This is a genomic window from Sphingomonas sp. Leaf62, from assembly GCF_001421915.1.
GTDB lineage: Bacteria > Pseudomonadota > Alphaproteobacteria > Sphingomonadales > Sphingomonadaceae > Sphingomonas.
The window spans coordinates 75,375-91,608 of sequence record NZ_LMLN01000030.1; the positions used below are offsets into that span (position 1 = coordinate 75,375).

The following is a 16,234-nucleotide window of genomic DNA, read 5'->3' on the forward strand; positions in this document are numbered from 1 at the left end:
CCGGCAGTCGACACGAAGCTGAACTGATCGGCGACACCGGCCTGATTGAGCGCGGCGACGGTATCGCCGCCGCCCGCGACCGACACCAGCGAGCCGTCGGCGGTCAGTGCCGCCGCGGTCTTGGCCAGCGCGACGGTGGCGACGTCGAAGGGCGGGGTTTCGAACGCGCCCATCGGCCCGTTCCACACCAGCGTGCGGCAATTCTTGAGCACGTCGCCCAGTGCCTCGGTCGCGGCGGGGCCGACGTCGAGGATCATTTCGTCGGCAGCGACTTCGTGGACGTTGACGGTCCGGGTCGCGGGGTTCGGCCGGAATTCGGTCGCGACGACGACGTCATAGGGGAGGTGGATGGTGCAGCCTGCCTTCTCCGCCGCTTCGAAGATCGCTTCCGCCGTGCCGGTCAGATCGTGTTCGCACAGCGACTTGCCGACATTCACCCCGCGCGCGGCGAGGAAGGTGTTGGCCATGCCGCCGCCGATGATGAGGTGATCGACGCGGGTGACCAGATGGCGCAGCACGTCGAGCTTCGACGACACCTTGGCACCGCCCACCACCGCCGCGACCGGGTGCTGCGGGTTGCCCAGTGCCTTGTCGAGCGCATCGAGTTCGGCCTCCATCTGCCGTCCGGCAAAGGCGGGCAGCTTGTGGGCCAGCCCCTCGGTCGAGGCATGGGCGCGGTGCGCGGCGGAGAAGGCGTCGTTGACGTAATAGTCGCCCAAGGCGGCGAACCGGTCGATCACCGCCGGGTCGTTCGTTTCTTCACCAGCGAAGAAGCGGGTGTTTTCGAGAACGGCGATGTCGCCGGGGTTGAGCGTCGCGACATTCGCCTCGGCCCCTTCCCAATCGACATAGCGCACTTCGCGGCCGAGCACCGCCGACAGCGGCCGGACGACCTGCGACAGCGAGAATTCGGGGCTCGGCTGGCCCTTTGGACGGCCGAAATGGGCGAGGATCAGCACGATCGCGCCACGATCCGAAAGGTCGGTGACGGTGCCGATGGTGGCGCGCAGGCGGGTGTCGTCGGTGACGGCGCCATCGGCCATCGGTACGTTCAGGTCCTCGCGGACCAGCACGCGCTTGCCGGTGAGGTCGCCCATGTCGTCGAGCGTCTTGAAATTGCGGCTCATGTCTTCGCTCCCTAATGCCGTTCGGTTCGAGCAGCGTGCGAAGCGAGCGAGAGGCGTCCGTCGGAAACGGTTCTCGACAAGCTCGAACCTAACGCGTTGTTTCCAGTGTAATCGCATCGCCGACGGTGAGGACGCCGCCCTCGATGACCCGCGCCAGCGCGCCACCGCGCCAGTCGGGGATGAGCGCGCCGCGCAGCCCCTCGACGATCGTCTCCATGCGGCTGCATGGATCGCATTCCTTGGTGATTTCGAGCAGTACCGGTCCGACGCGGACGTACGCGCCACGCGTTTGCGGCAGGTCGAAATCCTCGACCAGCAGGTTCGCGCGGCGTTCCCACCATGGCAGGTCGTGACCGACCTCGCGCATCGCCTGCGCCCAGTCGCCGACTTCCATCAGCGAAACCTGCCGATTGTTGCGACCGGGTTTGAGCGCACCGCGGAAATCGCCGTCGAGGCCGGTTTCGACGGTGACGCGCACCGTCTGCACCAGTTCGATCGGCCCGCGCGAAAAGGCGTGGCGGGCGATGCCCTTCAGGATACCGCCCGCCACCGGATCAGCCCAGCTTCGCCATCGCGGTCGCGGTGTCGACCATGCGGTTCGAGAAGCCCCATTCGTTGTCGTACCACGACACGACGCGGACCAGCTTGCCGTCGAGCACCGCGGTCTCGAGGCTGTCGACGGTCGACGACGCGGGGGTGTGGACGATGTCGATCGAGACCAGCGGGTCTTCCGAATAGACCAGCACGCCCTTGAGCGGACCCGATTCCGACGCCGCCTTCAGGATCGCATTGACCTCGTCCCTGGTCGTGTCGCGCTTCGGGGTGAAGGTGAGGTCGACGAGGCTGCCATCCGGCACGGGCACGCGCACGGCCGAACCGTCGAGACGGCCCTTCAGTTCGGGCAGCACTTCGCCGACCGCGCGGGCGGCACCGGTGGTGGTGGGGATCATCGACATGGCCGCCGCACGGGCGCGACGCAGATCGGGGTGGATCTGGTCGAGGATCTTCTGATCGTTGGTATAGGCGTGGATCGTGGTCATCAGGCCGCGTTCGATGCCGATCGAATCGTTCAGCACCTTGGCGACCGGGGCGAGGCAATTGGTGGTGCACGATGCGTTCGACACGATCGTGTGGCCGGCCTCCAGCTTGTCGTGGTTCACGCCATAGACGACGGTCAGGTCGACATTCTTGCCGGGTGCCGAGATCAGCACGCGCTTGGCACCGGCGTCGATATGCTTCTGGCACGACGTCCGGTCGGTGAAGAAGCCGGTGCATTCGAGGACCAGTTCGACGCCCAGTTCCTTGTGCCGCAGGTTGGCCGGATCACGCTCGGCCGTGACGCGGATGCGCTTGCCGTCGATGACCAGATCGTCGCCCTCGGCGGCGACATCGCCCGGATATTTGCCATGGACCGAGTCGCGGCTGAACAGCCACGCATTCGACTTGGCATCGGCGAGGTCGTTGATCGTGACCAGTTCGAGGCCGCAGTCGGGGCGTTCGAGGATCGCGCGCGCCACCAGGCGGCCGATGCGCCCGAATCCGTTGATCGCTACTTTCGTCATATCCGCGTCTCCCTCAATGTCCGAGCCGTGCCAGCACCTTCGCGGTGACGGCATCGGTGGTCAGGCCGAAATATTCATAGAGCTTGTCGGCCGGGGCGGACGCCCCGAACCGGTCGATGCCGAAGCGAAGGCCATCGACCATCGTATAGCGTTCCCAGCCGATCGTTGTCCCGGCCTCGATCGAGACGCGCAGAATGTCGTCGGGGCGGGCATGCGGCAGCACGTCCTCGCGATAGGCGGCTTCCTGCGCATCGAAGCGCGACCAGCACGGCATCGACACGACATCGGCCCCGATCCCCTGCCCTTCCAGCTTGGCGGCAACGCCCAGCGCGATCTCGACCTCCGAACCGGTGGCGAGCAGGATTACGCGGCGGTCGGCCTCAGCACTCTTCAGGCGATAGGCACCCCTCGCGCTGCGATTCTCGGTGGCGTCGGTGCGGACTTGCGGCAGGTTCTGACGCGACAGCGCGAGCAGCGACGGACCGTCGCGGCGCTGCACCGCCAGTTCCCAGCATTCCGCCGTCTCGACCGCATCGGCCGGACGATAGACGTCGAGACCGGGGATCAGGCGCAAGCTCATGACATGCTCGATCGGCTGATGCGTCGGGCCGTCCTCGCCAAGACCGATCGAATCATGGGTCATGACGTAGACGACACCGGCATTTTGCAGCGCTGACAGCCGGATCGCCGGCCGCGCATAGTCGGCGAACACGAGGAAGGTCCCGCCATAGGCCAGCACGCCGCCGTGGAGCGCCATGCCGTTCATCGCCGCCGACATGCCGAACTCGCGGATGCCGTAATGGATGTAGCGGCCCGAATAATCGTCGGCGGTCAGCGGCACCAAGGCCTTGGTCTGGGTATTGTTCGACGGGGTGAGATCGGCCGAACCGCCGATCGTTTCGGGCAGCGAAGCGTTGATCGCTTCGAGCGCGAGCGACGATGCGACGCGCGTCGCGATCTTCTTCGGTTCGGCCAGCAGCGCGTCGACATGCGCCTTGAGCGACCAGCCCTCGGGCAGCTTGTTCGCCATGCGACGTTCGAATTCGGCACGATCGGAATGACTTGCAAGGCGGTCCTGCCATTCGGCGCGAACCGAACCACTCCTGGTACCGATCGCCTTCCACGCATCGGTCAGTGCTTCGGGCAGATGGAAGGCTTCGTGCTCCCACAGCAATGCGGCGCGGGTAGCGAGGATTTCGTCGGCACCGAGTGGCGAGCCGTGGACCTTGTGGCTGCCACCCTTGTTCGGTGCGCCCTTGCCGATGACGGTCCGGCAGCAGACAAGCGACGGACGGGGATCGGCAGCGGCTTCGGCGAGCGCGCGGTCGATATCGGCAAAGTCGTGGCCGTCGCAGGCGACGACGTGCCAGCCGGTCGCGGCATAGCGGGCCGCGACGTCTTCGCTGGTCGACAAGTCGGTCGAACCGTCGATGGTGATGCGATTGTCATCCCACAGGACGTTCAGGCGGCCGAGCTTCAGATGCCCCGCCAGACCGATCGCTTCGTGGTTGATCCCTTCCATCAGGCAGCCGTCGCCGGCGATCACCCAGGTACGGTGATCGACCAGATCGTCGCCGAACACGGTGTTCAGGTGGCGTTCGGCCGTCGCCATGCCGACCGCCATCGCCAGCCCCTGCCCCAGCGGACCGGTAGTGCATTCGATGCCGGGCAGCTCGAAATTCTCGGGGTGACCGGCGCACGGGCTGCCCAGCTTGCGGAAATTCGCAATGTCCTCGATCGTCGGCTGCGCATAGCCGGTCAGATGGAGCAGCGAATAGATCAGCATCGACCCATGGCCGGCCGACAGGACGAACCGGTCGCGATCGGCCCAGTTCGGGTCGCTCGGATCGAACTTCAAATAGTTCGACCACAATACCGTCGCGACGTCGGCCATGCCCATCGGCATGCCCGGATGGCCGGAATTGGCGGCCTCTACCGCATCCATCGACAAAACGCGGATGGCGTTGGCGAGTTCAAGCTGGGATATGGTCACGCGCACTCCTGTTGGGCGCCAGAGTACTAAGGTTCGGGCGAGCCTTTGGAACCGTCACGCCCCACAGTCAACCGCCCAGACGAAGGGTTGTTTAACATGTATAGCAAGCGGGGATGTATCCGATGAACGAGGACGCCCACGACACCGCCATCGCGCGCATCGAACAGGCGCTGGTGCGGATCGAGCGTGCGTCGGAGTCGCAGGCGTTCAAGAATCGGACGCTTGCGACCCGCCACGCTGTTTTGCGATCGAGGATCGGCGACGCGATCGGCGCGATCGATTCGGTAATTACGCGCGAAACGGAGGCGGATTGATGGGACAGATCGCGCTGAATGTCGCCGGACGCGAATATCAGGTCGGGTGCCGCGACGGCGAGGAGCCCAAGCTGCGGGGGCTGGCGACTATGCTGGAACGCCATGCCGACGCAGCCCAGCGCGCGGCGCGCGGATCGACCGAACGGACGCTGCTGTATATCGCGCTGATGATTGCCGACGAGCTGGCCGATCGGGAGGCGAGCGCCGCCGGAGGGCAGTCGGCGACGATGCTGACGCAAATCGCCGAACGGCTGGAGATGGTCGCATCAGCCCTTGAGGAAAGTCCGTCGAATCCTTAGATAGGTCTTGGCGGGAACTGCCCGGTGCGAGCCTTGCATAATCCCTGAGGCTATTTCTTCATCCATGGGGGTTGTCCCTGCGCAGATCCTGGTCTGACGTACATGATCCCCACCTGACGTACCGTGCGTCAGTGGATAACGCGGCAAACGGCCCATGGTGGTCCCGCCACCCCATGTTTCGCCCATGACGATCGACAAATCCAGCCTGCGCGGTGAACTCCGCAGCCTGCGCCGGGCGTTCGTCGCCGCTGGACAGCCGGCGCTGGTGCCACCGAGCCTGTTTTTGAACGCGCTGCGCGAAGGGATGATCGTCGCAAGCTATGTCCCCGTCGGCAGCGAGGCCGACCCGTCCCGTTTCGAGGCGGCGGCGCTTTATGCCGGTGCGACATTGGCATGGCCGGTGGTCGTCGACCGGGATTCACCGATAACGTTTCATCCTGCGCCGGGGGGACAAATGGTGGATGGTCCGTTTGGGCTGAAGCAACCGTCGGGGGACACGGCGCCGGTCGTGCCGGATATCATCCTGACCCCGCTGCTCGGCTTCGATTCGCGGTGCAATCGGCTGGGTCAGGGCGCGGGACATTACGACCGGGCGTTTGCATCGTGGCCGGAGGCGCTGCGGATCGGTATCGCATGGTCGGTGCAGCAGGTCGCCGACCTCCCTTGCGACGCGTGGGATATGCCGTTGGACGCCATCGTCACCGAAACCGAACTGATCCTGCCAGGAGCCGCACGATGAACGAACCGACATGGCGCAAGCCGGCCGGGGTGCTCGCGATCCTTGGCCTGCTGATCTTATGGTCGATCGGCGTCGCTATGCTGTCCGATGTAGTAGGCGGCTGGCACTGGCTGTTACAGCTCGGTTTTTATCTGGCCGCCGGTATCGCGTGGCTATGGGTATTGCCGATGCGAGCGATGTTGCGCTGGATGGAGACCGGCCAGTGGCGGTAGCGCACATCGCTTCCTAAGCGATGGCGCGAGTGACGGGGCTCGAACCCGCGACCTCCGGCGTGACAGGCCGGCGCTCTAACCAANCGTTTAGGTCAGCGAATCGTTGCTGTAAAGCGGCTATTTGGAACGGGCATGATTTTGTCGCGCGGCTCCCGCACGGGCAGTCGTTGACGAGCGAACGCATCGGTCGGGCAAATACCGGGGACCAGCGTATCCTTGCCAGTCGGATCGAGATCGGGGTTCGAGCACATATTGGACATACGGCTGCACGCCCGGGAATAGCGACGGCGATGCCGCCGTCGTCGGCAGCGCGATTGGGAACAGGGCGTGCCAGACGACGCGGCTCGACGCGAACCCATCGAAAAGATCAGCGCGGGCGGTCGCCCCGCCGGTGTTGGCGTGACCCCCGTCGTCGGTTCGAGCGGCAGCGGCGCATGCGTCGGCCAGCGGCCGGATCCTGTCAAGTTCGACATCACCCTACCCGATCAGCAGGTGCCGTCGCCGTACAGTACATCGCCGGACGTGCCTTACACTAAGTGCCGCCACCTGCGGTATGGCCAGTCGTAAGGTAGAAAAGCAAACGCCGGCACGCGCCTTGCGACGCCGGCCCGGATCGCCTGGCTCCACATCACGATCACGTCGCCCTGCCATACGTCAACGCCATCTTGCTCGTCGGACGTGAGGTCGACACCCGAACGCAGCCGGCGGAACAGCGGGTCACGTTGCGATCTGGTTGTATCTGCGTGGATCGTGCCGTTCGTACCGACACCCGGCGCATCCAGACGATGCGCCATGGCGCGAGTGACGGGGCTCGAACCCGCGACCTCCGGCGTGACAGGCCGGCGCTCTAACCAANGCTTTACGGAGCGGTGCCGGGGCTGTCAACGGCGCTGTTGCCATTTGATGCATTTCGTTGCGCGGGCGGCACGTCCTGCACCAGCGTGCCGTGTTCGAACAGGAAGCCGGCGATATCGGGTTTGCCGGCACCTTTCAGCACCGTCTGAATGATGATGAGCAACGGCACGGCCAGCAATGCGCCGGGCGTACCCCATACCCAGCCCCAGAAGCTGAGCGTTATCAGGATCATCAGCGGATTGATGGTCAGGCGGTGCCCGACGACCAGCGGAGTGATGACGTTCGCCTCCACCAGATGCGCACCGACCATGATCGCAGCGGGCAGCAACGCCCACCAGATATCGGTAAAGGTCATCAGCCCGCCGACCGCCAGCAGCAAGGCGGCGAAGATCGGGCCGAGATAGGGCACATAGTTGAGCAGCGCGACGAGGCCGCCCCACATCAACGGCGTCGGCATGCCGATATACCACAGGGCAAAGGCGACGATCACACCGAGCATCAGATTGATGAAGGTGATCGTGCCGAGATAGGCCGAAGTGTCGTCGACGACGTTCTGGATCACGCGCGCGGTCGCCATCGCGCCGCCGAAGCTGCTGCGCCCGGTGATCGCGGCGCGACGCAGATTGGTCCAGCCGGCGAGAAAGAAATAGATGACGAGGATCGCGAAGAACATCTCCAGCAAGGCCGACGGTGCGGAGGTGGTGACGACGTCGAGCAGCGATTGCGGCGGGGCAACGCTGCTGGTCGTCTGGCGCGCCGGCGCACTGGCAACGTTGGCGATCAGGCCGTTCACGAATTTTTCGAGGCTGGCATAGAAATCGATCAGCGGCGCGATATTTTCCTGCACGCGGTCGATGCGGTCGGGGAGGATCGCTGCCCAGCCCCATGCCGGCACGACGATCGAGGCCAGCGCGCCATTCGCGACGATCAGGAACAGGAGCACGCAGACCAGCGCGGCGAGCGGCGCAGGGACCCGGTGGCGCTCCTGCCATTCGAGCAACGGTACCAGCGCGATGGCGATCACGATCGCGGCGGTCAGCGGCAGGAAGAATCGCGCGCCCGCCTGCAACGCGAAGGGCAATGCCAGTACCAGCCCGACCCCGGCGATCAGCGTCAGCGCGGCGAGCAGCCGGTCGCGACGCAATTCCTCGGTCGGGGCATCGACCACCGCGTCGACCGGATCGGACGGCGGCGTTGCGGCGGTGCCGGTCGCACCGACCCGGTCGATGGTCGCGGATTCTTCTGTGGTTTGTACCATGTGCCCTGATCACCCCCTGCGCCGTCGCGGACCGTATCGGCAACGACGATCGACGCATCGGCCCTTAACGCGCAACGACGCAATTTGCGCCATGCCGATGTCGCGGATACAGGCGACGCCCGGCATGGAGTGGAGAAGACAGGGCGTGGGAGAAGGAGCAGCGATGATCGACGATGGCCGCCTGCCCGCCCCCGCGCTGCGCCCGATCGCCGCCGATCTCGACCGGCTGTCGGCGATCGACCGGCGGCGGCGGTTGATCCCGATCGCGGGCCGGGATTTTTCCTCGAACGATTATCTGGGGCTGAGCGGATCGCAACACCTGCGCGATTCGGTAACCGACGCCATCGCGCGCGGCGTGCCGGTCGGGTCGGGCGGATCGCGGCTGCTGCGGGGCAATCATGCCGAGCATGAAGCACTGGAGCGCGAGGCGGCGGCCCTCTTCGGGAGCGAGGCGGCATTGTGGTTCGGCAGCGGGTTCGCGGCCAACGCCGCGCTGCTGGCGACGTTGCCGCAGCGCGGCGACCTGATCGTCCACGACGCGCTGATCCATGCCAGTGCCCATGACGGGATGCGCCTTGCCCGTGCGCCGGCGGTGGCGGCGGGACATAATGATCCGCAGGCGATCGAAGATGCGATCATCGGCTGGCGGCGCGACGGCGGGACCGGTTCGCCATGGATCGCGGTCGAAAGCCTGTACAGCATGGATGGCGACCGTGCGCCGCTCGACGACCTGATCGCGCTCGCCGACCGGCATGGCGCGATGTTGCTGATCGACGAAGCCCATGCGACCGGCGTGTTCGGACCCGATGGGCGCGGGCTGGCGGCGGCGTTGGAGGGGCGGCCGAACGTCGTCACGCTGCGCACCTGTGGCAAGGCGCTGGGCAGCGAAGGCGCGCTGGTATGCGGGCCGGCGGTGGTGTGCGACTTCCTGATCAACCGGGCGCGCGGGTTCATCTTTTCGACCGCGCCGTCGCCGGTGATGGCGGCGGCGGTCCGGGCGGGCCTGCGGGTGCTGCGCGACGAACCGGAGCGGCGGACGCGGCTGGCGGCGCTGATCGACCATGCGGGCAAGCGGCTGGGGCGGGTCGGCGCGCGGGTCAGCGGGTCGCAGATCATGCCGCTGATCGTCGGTGACGATGGGCGGGCGATGGCGCTGGCGGCGGCGGTGCAGGCGGCCGGGTTCGACGTGCGTGGTATCCGCCCACCGACGGTGCCGGCCGGTACGGCGCGGCTACGTATTTCGTTGACGCTGAACGTCGATGCGGCCGCGATCGACGGTCTGGGCGATGTGCTGGAGCAGTGGTCATGACCGTGGTCGTCGTCACCGGGACCGATACCGATGTCGGCAAGACCGTGTTCGCCGCCGCGCTGACCGGGGCGCTCGGCGCATCCTATTGGAAGCCGGTGCAGGCCGGGACCGACGACGGGACCGATCGCCAAAGCGTCGCCCGGCTGGCGGATGTCGCGCCCGAGCGTATCCTGCCCGAGGCCTATGCCCTGACCACCCCCTGCTCGCCGCATCGCGCCGCCGCGACCGACGGCGTCACGATCGATCTCGACCGACTGGCGCTGCCGCAGGTCGAGGGGCCGCTGGTGGTCGAGGGCGCGGGCGGCGTACTGGTGCCGATCGTCGGGCGCACGACGTTCGGCGACCTGTTCGCGCGCTGGCAGCGGCCGGTCGTGCTGGTGGCGCGCACTGCGCTCGGTACGATCAACCACAGCCTGTTGTCGATCGAGGCGCTGCGGACGCGCGGCGTGCCGTTGCTGGGCGTCGCCTTTGTTGGGGACAGCGTGCCCGACAGCGAAGAGACGATCGTTCGGCTGGGCAATACGAAGCGTCTGGGGCGTCTGCCACGGCTCGAACCGCTCGACCCTGCGACGCTGGCGGAGGCCTTTGCCGCCCATTTCGACATGGAGGATTTCCGGTGAGGTCGTCGCCCGTCTGGCATCCCTTTACCCAGCATGGATTGCAGGAGCCTGTCCCGCAGATCGTGCGCGGCGATGGCGCTGCACTGTGGACGGCGGACGGGCGGCGGATCGTCGATGCGATCTCCTCGTGGTGGGTGACGACGCACGGTCACAACCATCCGCGCATCACCGCCGCCATCGCCGAACAGTCCGGACGGCTCGATCAGATCATCTTTGCCGGATACACGCACGAGCCGGCCGAAACACTGGCGGCGGGACTGTGCGCTCTGCTGCCCGATGCGCTGACCCGCGTGTTCTTTTCCGATTCGGGATCGACCAGCGTCGAGGTCGCGCTGAAGATGGCGCTGGGATATTGGCGCAACCGGGGCGAGGATCGGCACCGCATCCTCGTGCTCGACCATGGCTATCACGGCGATACGATCGGGGCGATGTCGGTCGGGGCGCGGGGGGTGTTCAACCGGGCCTATGCGCCGCTGCTGTTCGATGTCGGGTCGATCCCCTTCCCCGATGCCGGGCACGAACAGGCGACGTTCGACGTGCTGGAGGCGGCGTGCCGGGCCGGGGCGGCGGCGTTTATCGTCGAACCGCTGGTGTTGGGCGCGGGCGGGATGCGGCTGTATGCGCCGGCGGTTCTGGCGGAGATGCACCGGATATGCGCGACATACGGCGTCCTGTTCATCGCCGATGAAGTCATGACCGGCTGGGGCCGCACCGGTACGCTGACCGCGTGCGAACAGGCCGGGGTGGTGCCCGACCTGATGTGCCTGTCAAAGGGATTGACCGGTGGTGCCATTCCGCTGGCGGTGACGATGGCGAGCGAACCCGTCTTTCAGGCGCATTACGGGCCGGACCGGGCGACGATGTTCTTTCATTCGTCGAGCTATACCGCGAACCCGATCGCCTGCGCCGCGGCCAAGGCCAATCTGGCGATCTGGCGCGAGGAGCCGGTGGCCGAACGGATCATGTCGCTGACCCGGCGACAGGCGGCGCGACTGGCGGCGCTGGCGACCCATCGCCGCGTCGCGAACGCCCGCCAGCTTGGCACGATTACGGCGTTCGAACTGGATGGCGACGAAGGCTATCTGTCGGACCGTGCGCCGAAATTGCTGGCGCGGTTTCGCGAGGCGGGCCTGTTGCTCCGTCCGCTCGGGTCGACGCTGTACGTCATGCCGCCCTATTGCATCGACAACCGCGATCTCGATGCGATCTATGCGGCATTGGGCGAGGCGTGCGACGACGCCTGATCGAGGCTCAACCGCCGAGGATCGAGCGGTATAGCGCGTGGTAGCGTTCGGCCATCGCCTCGACCGAGAAGTGCTCGGCGACGCGGGCTCGACAGGCGGCGCGGTCGATCTCTTCCACGCGGTCGATCGCGGCGATCGCTTCGTCGAGCGTGTCGACGAGGAAGCCGTTGACGCCGTGCTCGATCAGTTCGGGCATCGACCCGCGGTTGTAGGCGATGACCGGCGTACCGCAGGCCATCGCCTCGACCACCGACAGGCCGAAGGGTTCATCGAAGCCGATCAGGTGGAGCAACGCGCGGCCACCCCCCAGCAGGTCGGTTCGCGCCGTGCCGCCGACCGCGCCGTGATAGACGATGCGGTCGCCATCGATATGTGGCTCGACCTGTTCGCGCCAGTAGCGGTCGTCCTGAACGATGCCCGCCATGTGCAGCCGGCGGCCGCTGGCCTGTGCCGCCGCGACGGCTTCGGCCGCACCCTTGTCGGGGTGCATCCGGCCGAAGAAGAGCAGGTCGTCGCTGCCCTCGGCATCGAACGGAAAGTCGTTCAGGGGAATGCCGTGATGGATCGTCGCCGCATAGCGCAGCGACGGGTGGCGATCGGCGTCGCTGATCGCGACATAGTGCACCCGGTCCTGATAGGGCGCGTACATCGGCAGGATGCGGTCCGATGAAAAACCGTGGATGGTGGTGACCATCGGCGTATCGACCAGCCCCGAAAAGGCGTGGGCGGGAAAGTCGGCCTGATTGTGGATCAGGTCGAATTCGTCGGCGCGTTCGAACAGATGGGCGAGGTGCGCGAACTCCCACACTTTCGCGTCGATTGACGGGTCTTCGCTGTACGGTGCGGGGACCACCCCGGCGAGCGTCGCCGACGTCTGGCTATCGAGCGTGGCGAACAGCGTCACGTCGACACCGCGCGCGACCAGCGCCTCGGTCAGCAGGCTGGTGACCAGTTCCCACGGGCCGTAATGTCGCGGTGGCGTACGCCACGCGATCGGGGCGAGCATGGCGATACGCATCAGTCGACTTTCAGGATCAGGCCTTCGTCGGGGCGAAGGGAGGAAGCGGTGGCGGCGTCATGGGTCGAGAGGATGACCGTGCCGGGTTCGAGATCGATGGCGGCCGTTCGGTGGCCGAGGTTGAGCGCGATGCGATAGCGGTCGGTGCCGTCGCTGCGCAGATAGGTGAGGACGTCGCCTTCGGCACGGACGTCGCCGATCGTGCCGGTCGCAAGCGCCGGCGTGGCGCGGCGCAGCGCGAGCAGGTGGCGGTACAGGGTCAGCATCGATTCCGGATCATCCGCCTGCGCGGCGGCGTTCAGCGGCAGATGCGCCGGGTCGATCGGCAGCCACGGCTCGCCGGTAGTGAAGCCGCCCTCCCCCGTCCATGGCAGCGGAGTCCGGACCGGATCGCGGCCCAGCCCCAGCCCCGGTTCGCGCAGCTCGCGCGGATCCTGAACCTTGTCGGCAGGAACCTGCGCGTCGGGAAGGCCCAGTTCATCGCCCTGATACAGCGTCGGCGTACCGCGCAGCGTCAGCAACAGCATCGCCGCCACCCGCGCCTGTGCCGCGCCGACGCGGGTCGCGATGCGTGGGCGGTCGTGATTGCCGAGCACCCAGTTGGGCCAGCCGCCGGTCGGCAGCGCCGCTTCATACTCGGTGATGCGCCCGGCGACTTCGGCGGCGTTCCAGCGCGCCTCGATCAGCTGGAAATTGAACGGCAGATGTACTTCGGGGGCGTCGGCCGGCCCGTAATAGGTCATCAGCCTTGGCACGGGCAGATAGATTTCGCCGACCAGCACCGCATCGTAGCGATCGGCCAGTTCGCGCATGTCGGCGGCGATCGCATGGACTTCGGGCTGATCGGTCGAGTTCAGCTGCAGCACACGGTGCATCTCGCCCATGCCTTCGCGATAGTCGGGGTTGGGCGGATTGTCGGGGAAGCCGGCATGCTTGACCATGTGCCACAGCACGTCGATGCGAAACCCGTCGACGCCGCGGTCGAACCAGAAGCGCATCGCTTCGAGCATCGCTGCGCGAACCTCCGGGTTGCGCCAGTTCAGATCGGGCTGTTCGGGTAGGAATGCGCGCGAATAATATTGGCCCGTGGCGGCATCGAACGTCCATGCCGGCCCGCCGAAATCGCTGATCCAGTTGTTGGGCGGGCCACCGTCCGGTGCGGGATCATGCCAGATATACCAGTCACGCCGGGGATGGTCGCGCGACGATCGGCTTTCGGCGAACCACGGGTGCTGGTCGGAACTGTGGTTGGGCACGAAATCGAGCAGCATGCGCAGGCCCAGTCCGTGCGCTTTTGCCAGCAACGCGTCGAAATCGGCGAGCGTGCCGAAGCGCGGATCGAGGCCGGTATAATCGGCCACGTCGTATCCGAAATCGGCCATCGGTGACGGGAAGATCGGTGAAATCCACAGCGCATCCACGCCGAGCGATACGAGGTGATCCAGCCGGTCGGCGATACCGCGCAGGTCGCCGATTCCGTCACCGTCGCTGTCGGCGAAGGACCGGGGATAGATCTGGTAGATGGTAGCGGCCTGCCACCATGGTTGCGGAGGAGTAACGATCACCCGCCGACAAGCCGCCAGCGGGCAAAACGTTCCGTTATTCGAACTCCATGATGACGGCATCGACCGCCAGACTGTCGCCGGGCGCATGACGGACGGTGGCGACGGTGCCGGCGCGTTCGGCGCGCAGGATGTTTTCCATCTTCATCGCCTCGACCACCGCCAGCGGCTGTCCCGCCTCAACGCGCTGCCCCTCGGCCACCTCGACCCGTGTGAGCAGGCCCGGCATCGGGCACAGCAGGAAACGCGACAGGTCGGGTGGGACCTTTTCAAGCATGTGGTGCGTCAGCGCCGCGATATGCGGGGGTAGCACGCGGACCACATGGCTGCCGCCGCGAGCGGTCAGTTTCCAACCGCCAATCGCCCGGGCGATGCGGACGGTCCATTCCTCGCCGTCGATGCGCGCGGTTACGACCCGCTGCGACGGACGCCAATGCATCACGACATCGAGCGGCGCGGCGTCGCCGATATGGACCAGCATGCCGCCATCATAGCCATCGACGCAGATGGCGTACCGGCGGTCGCCGATCGTGACGATGCGCTCGTTCGACGGCGCGATAGCCGTGCCGAGTTGCCCGTCGATCGAGCCGGCGCGGCGCGACTGTTCGCAATCGGCGACGACCGCGATCGCGGCCAGCCGCTGCAGCAACGTTTCATCGGCGGGCGCGCCGTGAAAGCCCTCGGCATATTCCTCGGCGATGAAGCCGGTGGTGAGCGCCCCTTTGCGGAAGCGCGGATGCTGCATGATCGCCGACAGGAAGTCGATGTTGTTGCCCACCCCGGCCAGTTCGAACCGGTCGAGCGCCGCGACCTGCGCATCGATCGCCGCCTCGCGCGTGGGTGCCCAGGTGACGAGCTTGGCGATCATCGGGTCGTAGAACATGCTGACCTCGCCCCCTTCGACGACGCCGTCGTCGACGCGGGTGCGGGCTACCGCGGTATCGGACGACGTCGTTCGTGGAGCGCCCCCTCCACCACGCTTCGCATGGTCCCCCTCCCCGTTCCGGGGAGGATTGTAGCGGGTCAGGCGGCCGGTGCTTGGCAGGAAGCCGCGATAAGGGTCTTCGGCATAGACCCGGTTTTCAATCGCCCAGCCGGTCAGCTTCACCTCGTCCTGACCGAAGGCAAGCGGTTCGCCCGCTGCGACGCGCAGCATCTGTTCGACCAGATCTAGGCCGGTGATTTCTTCGGTCACCGGGTGTTCAACCTGCAACCGGGTGTTCATTTCGAGGAAGTAGAAGCTCTCCCCCGTCACGTCCGCGCCCGAAACGATCAGTTCGACGGTGCCCGCCGAATAATAGCCGACCGCACGGGCCAGTGCGACGGCCTGTTCGCCCATCGCCTTGCGCATCGCGGGTGTGACGAAGGGCGACGGCGCTTCCTCGACGACCTTCTGGTGGCGGCGCTGGATCGAGCATTCGCGCTCGCCGAGATAGACGATGTTTCCGTGCTGGTCGCCCAGCACCTGAATTTCGATGTGGCGCGGGCTTTCGATGAACTTTTCGATGAAGACGCGGTCGTCGCCGAAACTGGCCAGTCCCTCGCGCTTGGTCGCTTCGAAGCCCTCGCGGACATCCTGTTCGCTCCACGCTAGGCGCATCCCCTTGCCGCCGCCGCCGGCCGACGCCTTCATCATCACCGGATAACCGATATCGCCGGCGATGCGCACCGCTTCCTCGGTATCGGCGATCTCACCCAGAAAGCCGGGCACGACGTTGACGCCGGCGGCTTGCGCCAGTTTCTTCGATTCGATCTTGTCGCCCATCGCGGCGATCGCGTTCGGCGGCGGGCCGACGAAGGTGATGCCGGCATCGGCGCAGGCGCGGGCGAAACTCTCGCGCTCCGACAGGAATCCGTAGCCGGGATGGACGCAGTCCGCGCCGGTCGCCTTCGCGGCGGCAAGGATGAGTTCGGGCACGAGATAGCTTTGCGCGGCGGGTGCCGGCCCCAGCCGCACGCGCTCGTCCGCCATCAGGACGTGCGGTGCGCGGGCGTCGGCATCGGAATAGACCGCGACGGTCGCAATCCCCATCCGCCTGGCGGTGCGCATGACGCGGCAGGCAATTTCGCCGCGATTGGCGACCAGAATCTTCTTGAACAACTCGCTCTCCTGTCCGCCCCG

At 66.5% G+C, this 16,234-nt stretch carries 15 protein-coding genes; 7 read left to right on the forward strand and 8 right to left on the reverse strand.

Translation table 11 applies throughout. The features are described 5' to 3' along the window. From ASE91_RS15650 to tkt, 4 genes are all read right to left on the reverse strand, one after another. Window positions 1–1,127, reverse strand: a 1,127-nt coding sequence (locus tag ASE91_RS15650) for a phosphoglycerate kinase (protein WP_235530523.1), incomplete at its 3' end; no start/stop codon positions are given. Window positions 1,128–1,215: 88 nt separating this feature from the next. After that, window positions 1,216–1,677, reverse strand: a complete 462-nt coding sequence (locus ASE91_RS15655; RefSeq protein WP_056627800.1) for an MOSC domain-containing protein — start codon at window positions 1,675–1,677, stop codon at window positions 1,216–1,218. A gap of 4 nt (window positions 1,678–1,681) precedes the next feature. Next, on the reverse strand, window positions 1,682–2,689 hold the full coding sequence (gene gap, locus ASE91_RS15660) for a type I glyceraldehyde-3-phosphate dehydrogenase (protein ID WP_056627803.1): 1,008 nt from the start codon (window positions 2,687–2,689) through the stop codon (window positions 1,682–1,684). 13 nt (window positions 2,690–2,702) lie between these two features. Beyond that, window positions 2,703–4,682 carry a transketolase gene (gene tkt, locus ASE91_RS15665; protein ID WP_056628749.1) on the reverse strand — a complete coding sequence of 660 codons (1,980 nt, stop codon included), beginning with the start codon at window positions 4,680–4,682 and terminating at the stop codon, window positions 2,703–2,705. A gap of 122 nt (window positions 4,683–4,804) precedes the next feature. Between tkt and ASE91_RS15670 the strand changes: the two genes are divergently transcribed. From ASE91_RS15670 to ASE91_RS15685, 4 genes are all read left to right on the forward strand, one after another. Continuing rightward, window positions 4,805–4,996 (forward strand): hypothetical protein, encoded by a 192-nt coding sequence (locus tag ASE91_RS15670; protein WP_156357886.1) that lies wholly within the window; start codon window positions 4,805–4,807, stop codon window positions 4,994–4,996. Then, complete coding sequence (locus ASE91_RS15675; protein WP_056627809.1) at window positions 4,996–5,295, forward strand: cell division protein ZapA; 300 nt, start codon at window positions 4,996–4,998, stop codon at window positions 5,293–5,295. The genes ASE91_RS15670 and ASE91_RS15675 overlap by 1 nt, the downstream gene beginning before the upstream one ends. Before the next feature lie 184 nt (window positions 5,296–5,479). Beyond that, entirely contained in the window at window positions 5,480–6,034 is a 555-nt protein-coding gene (locus ASE91_RS15680; protein ID WP_055999431.1) for a 5-formyltetrahydrofolate cyclo-ligase, read from the forward strand. Beyond that, the gene (locus ASE91_RS15685) at window positions 6,031–6,246 is read left to right on the forward strand and encodes a DUF2842 domain-containing protein (RefSeq protein ID WP_056627812.1); all 216 of its coding nucleotides are present in this window, start codon (window positions 6,031–6,033) and stop codon (window positions 6,244–6,246) included. Before ASE91_RS15680 ends, ASE91_RS15685 begins: the two co-directional genes overlap by 4 nt. 859 nt (window positions 6,247–7,105) lie before the next feature. Here ASE91_RS15685 and ASE91_RS15695 read toward each other — a convergent pair. Beyond that, the gene (locus ASE91_RS15695; RefSeq protein WP_056627818.1) at window positions 7,106–8,359 is read right to left on the reverse strand and encodes an AI-2E family transporter; all 1,254 of its coding nucleotides are present in this window, start codon (window positions 8,357–8,359) and stop codon (window positions 7,106–7,108) included. Window positions 8,360–8,522: 163 nt separating this feature from the next. On the opposite strand from ASE91_RS15695, the gene ASE91_RS15700 reads away from it, so the two are divergent. From ASE91_RS15700 to ASE91_RS15710, 3 genes are read left to right on the forward strand one after another with little or no spacing between them, the layout of a single operon-like run. After that, window positions 8,523–9,668, forward strand: coding sequence for an 8-amino-7-oxononanoate synthase (locus tag ASE91_RS15700; RefSeq protein WP_056627822.1), 1,146 nt, complete (start codon window positions 8,523–8,525; stop codon window positions 9,666–9,668). After that, window positions 9,665–10,288 carry a dethiobiotin synthase gene (bioD, locus tag ASE91_RS15705; protein WP_056627825.1) on the forward strand — a complete coding sequence of 208 codons (624 nt, stop codon included), beginning with the start codon at window positions 9,665–9,667 and terminating at the stop codon, window positions 10,286–10,288. Before ASE91_RS15700 ends, bioD begins: the two co-directional genes overlap by 4 nt. Next, window positions 10,285–11,532 (forward strand): adenosylmethionine--8-amino-7-oxononanoate transaminase, encoded by a 1,248-nt coding sequence (locus tag ASE91_RS15710; RefSeq protein WP_056627828.1) that lies wholly within the window; start codon window positions 10,285–10,287, stop codon window positions 11,530–11,532. Before bioD ends, ASE91_RS15710 begins: the two co-directional genes overlap by 4 nt. Before the next feature lie 7 nt (window positions 11,533–11,539). Here ASE91_RS15710 and ASE91_RS15715 read toward each other — a convergent pair whose 3' ends face one another. From ASE91_RS15715 to ASE91_RS15725, 3 genes are read right to left on the reverse strand one after another with little or no spacing between them, the layout of a single operon-like run. Beyond that, window positions 11,540–12,550 (reverse strand): glycosyltransferase family 4 protein, encoded by a 1,011-nt coding sequence (locus tag ASE91_RS15715; RefSeq protein WP_056627830.1) that lies wholly within the window; start codon window positions 12,548–12,550, stop codon window positions 11,540–11,542. Then, window positions 12,550–14,115, reverse strand: a complete 1,566-nt coding sequence (locus ASE91_RS15720; RefSeq protein WP_235530524.1) for an alpha-amylase family glycosyl hydrolase — start codon at window positions 14,113–14,115, stop codon at window positions 12,550–12,552. Before ASE91_RS15720 ends, ASE91_RS15715 begins: the two co-directional genes overlap by 1 nt. A gap of 34 nt (window positions 14,116–14,149) precedes the next feature. Further along, window positions 14,150–16,213, reverse strand: coding sequence for an acetyl-CoA carboxylase biotin carboxylase subunit (locus ASE91_RS15725; protein WP_056628754.1), 2,064 nt, complete (start codon window positions 16,211–16,213; stop codon window positions 14,150–14,152). Window positions 16,214–16,234: the final 21 nt, after the last annotated feature.

Excerpts from the sequence above, each read along its gene's own strand:
- gap (WP_056627803.1), bottom strand. The coding sequence starts at position 2,689 with ATGACGAAAGTAGCGATCAACGGATTCGGGCGCATCGGCCGCCTGGTG.
- ASE91_RS15670 (WP_156357886.1), top strand. The coding sequence starts at position 4,805 with ATGAACGAGGACGCCCACGACACCGCCATCGCGCGCATCGAACAGGCG.
- ASE91_RS15675 (WP_056627809.1), top strand. The coding sequence starts at position 4,996 with ATGGGACAGATCGCGCTGAATGTCGCCGGACGCGAATATCAGGTCGGG.
- ASE91_RS15680 (WP_055999431.1), top strand. The coding sequence starts at position 5,480 with ATGACGATCGACAAATCCAGCCTGCGCGGTGAACTCCGCAGCCTGCGC.
- ASE91_RS15685 (WP_056627812.1), top strand. The coding sequence starts at position 6,031 with ATGAACGAACCGACATGGCGCAAGCCGGCCGGGGTGCTCGCGATCCTT.
- ASE91_RS15695 (WP_056627818.1), bottom strand. The coding sequence starts at position 8,359 with ATGGTACAAACCACAGAAGAATCCGCGACCATCGACCGGGTCGGTGCG.
- ASE91_RS15700 (WP_056627822.1), top strand. The coding sequence starts at position 8,523 with ATGATCGACGATGGCCGCCTGCCCGCCCCCGCGCTGCGCCCGATCGCC.
- bioD (WP_056627825.1), top strand. The coding sequence starts at position 9,665 with ATGACCGTGGTCGTCGTCACCGGGACCGATACCGATGTCGGCAAGACC.
- ASE91_RS15715 (WP_056627830.1), bottom strand. The coding sequence starts at position 12,550 with ATGCGTATCGCCATGCTCGCCCCGATCGCGTGGCGTACGCCACCGCGA.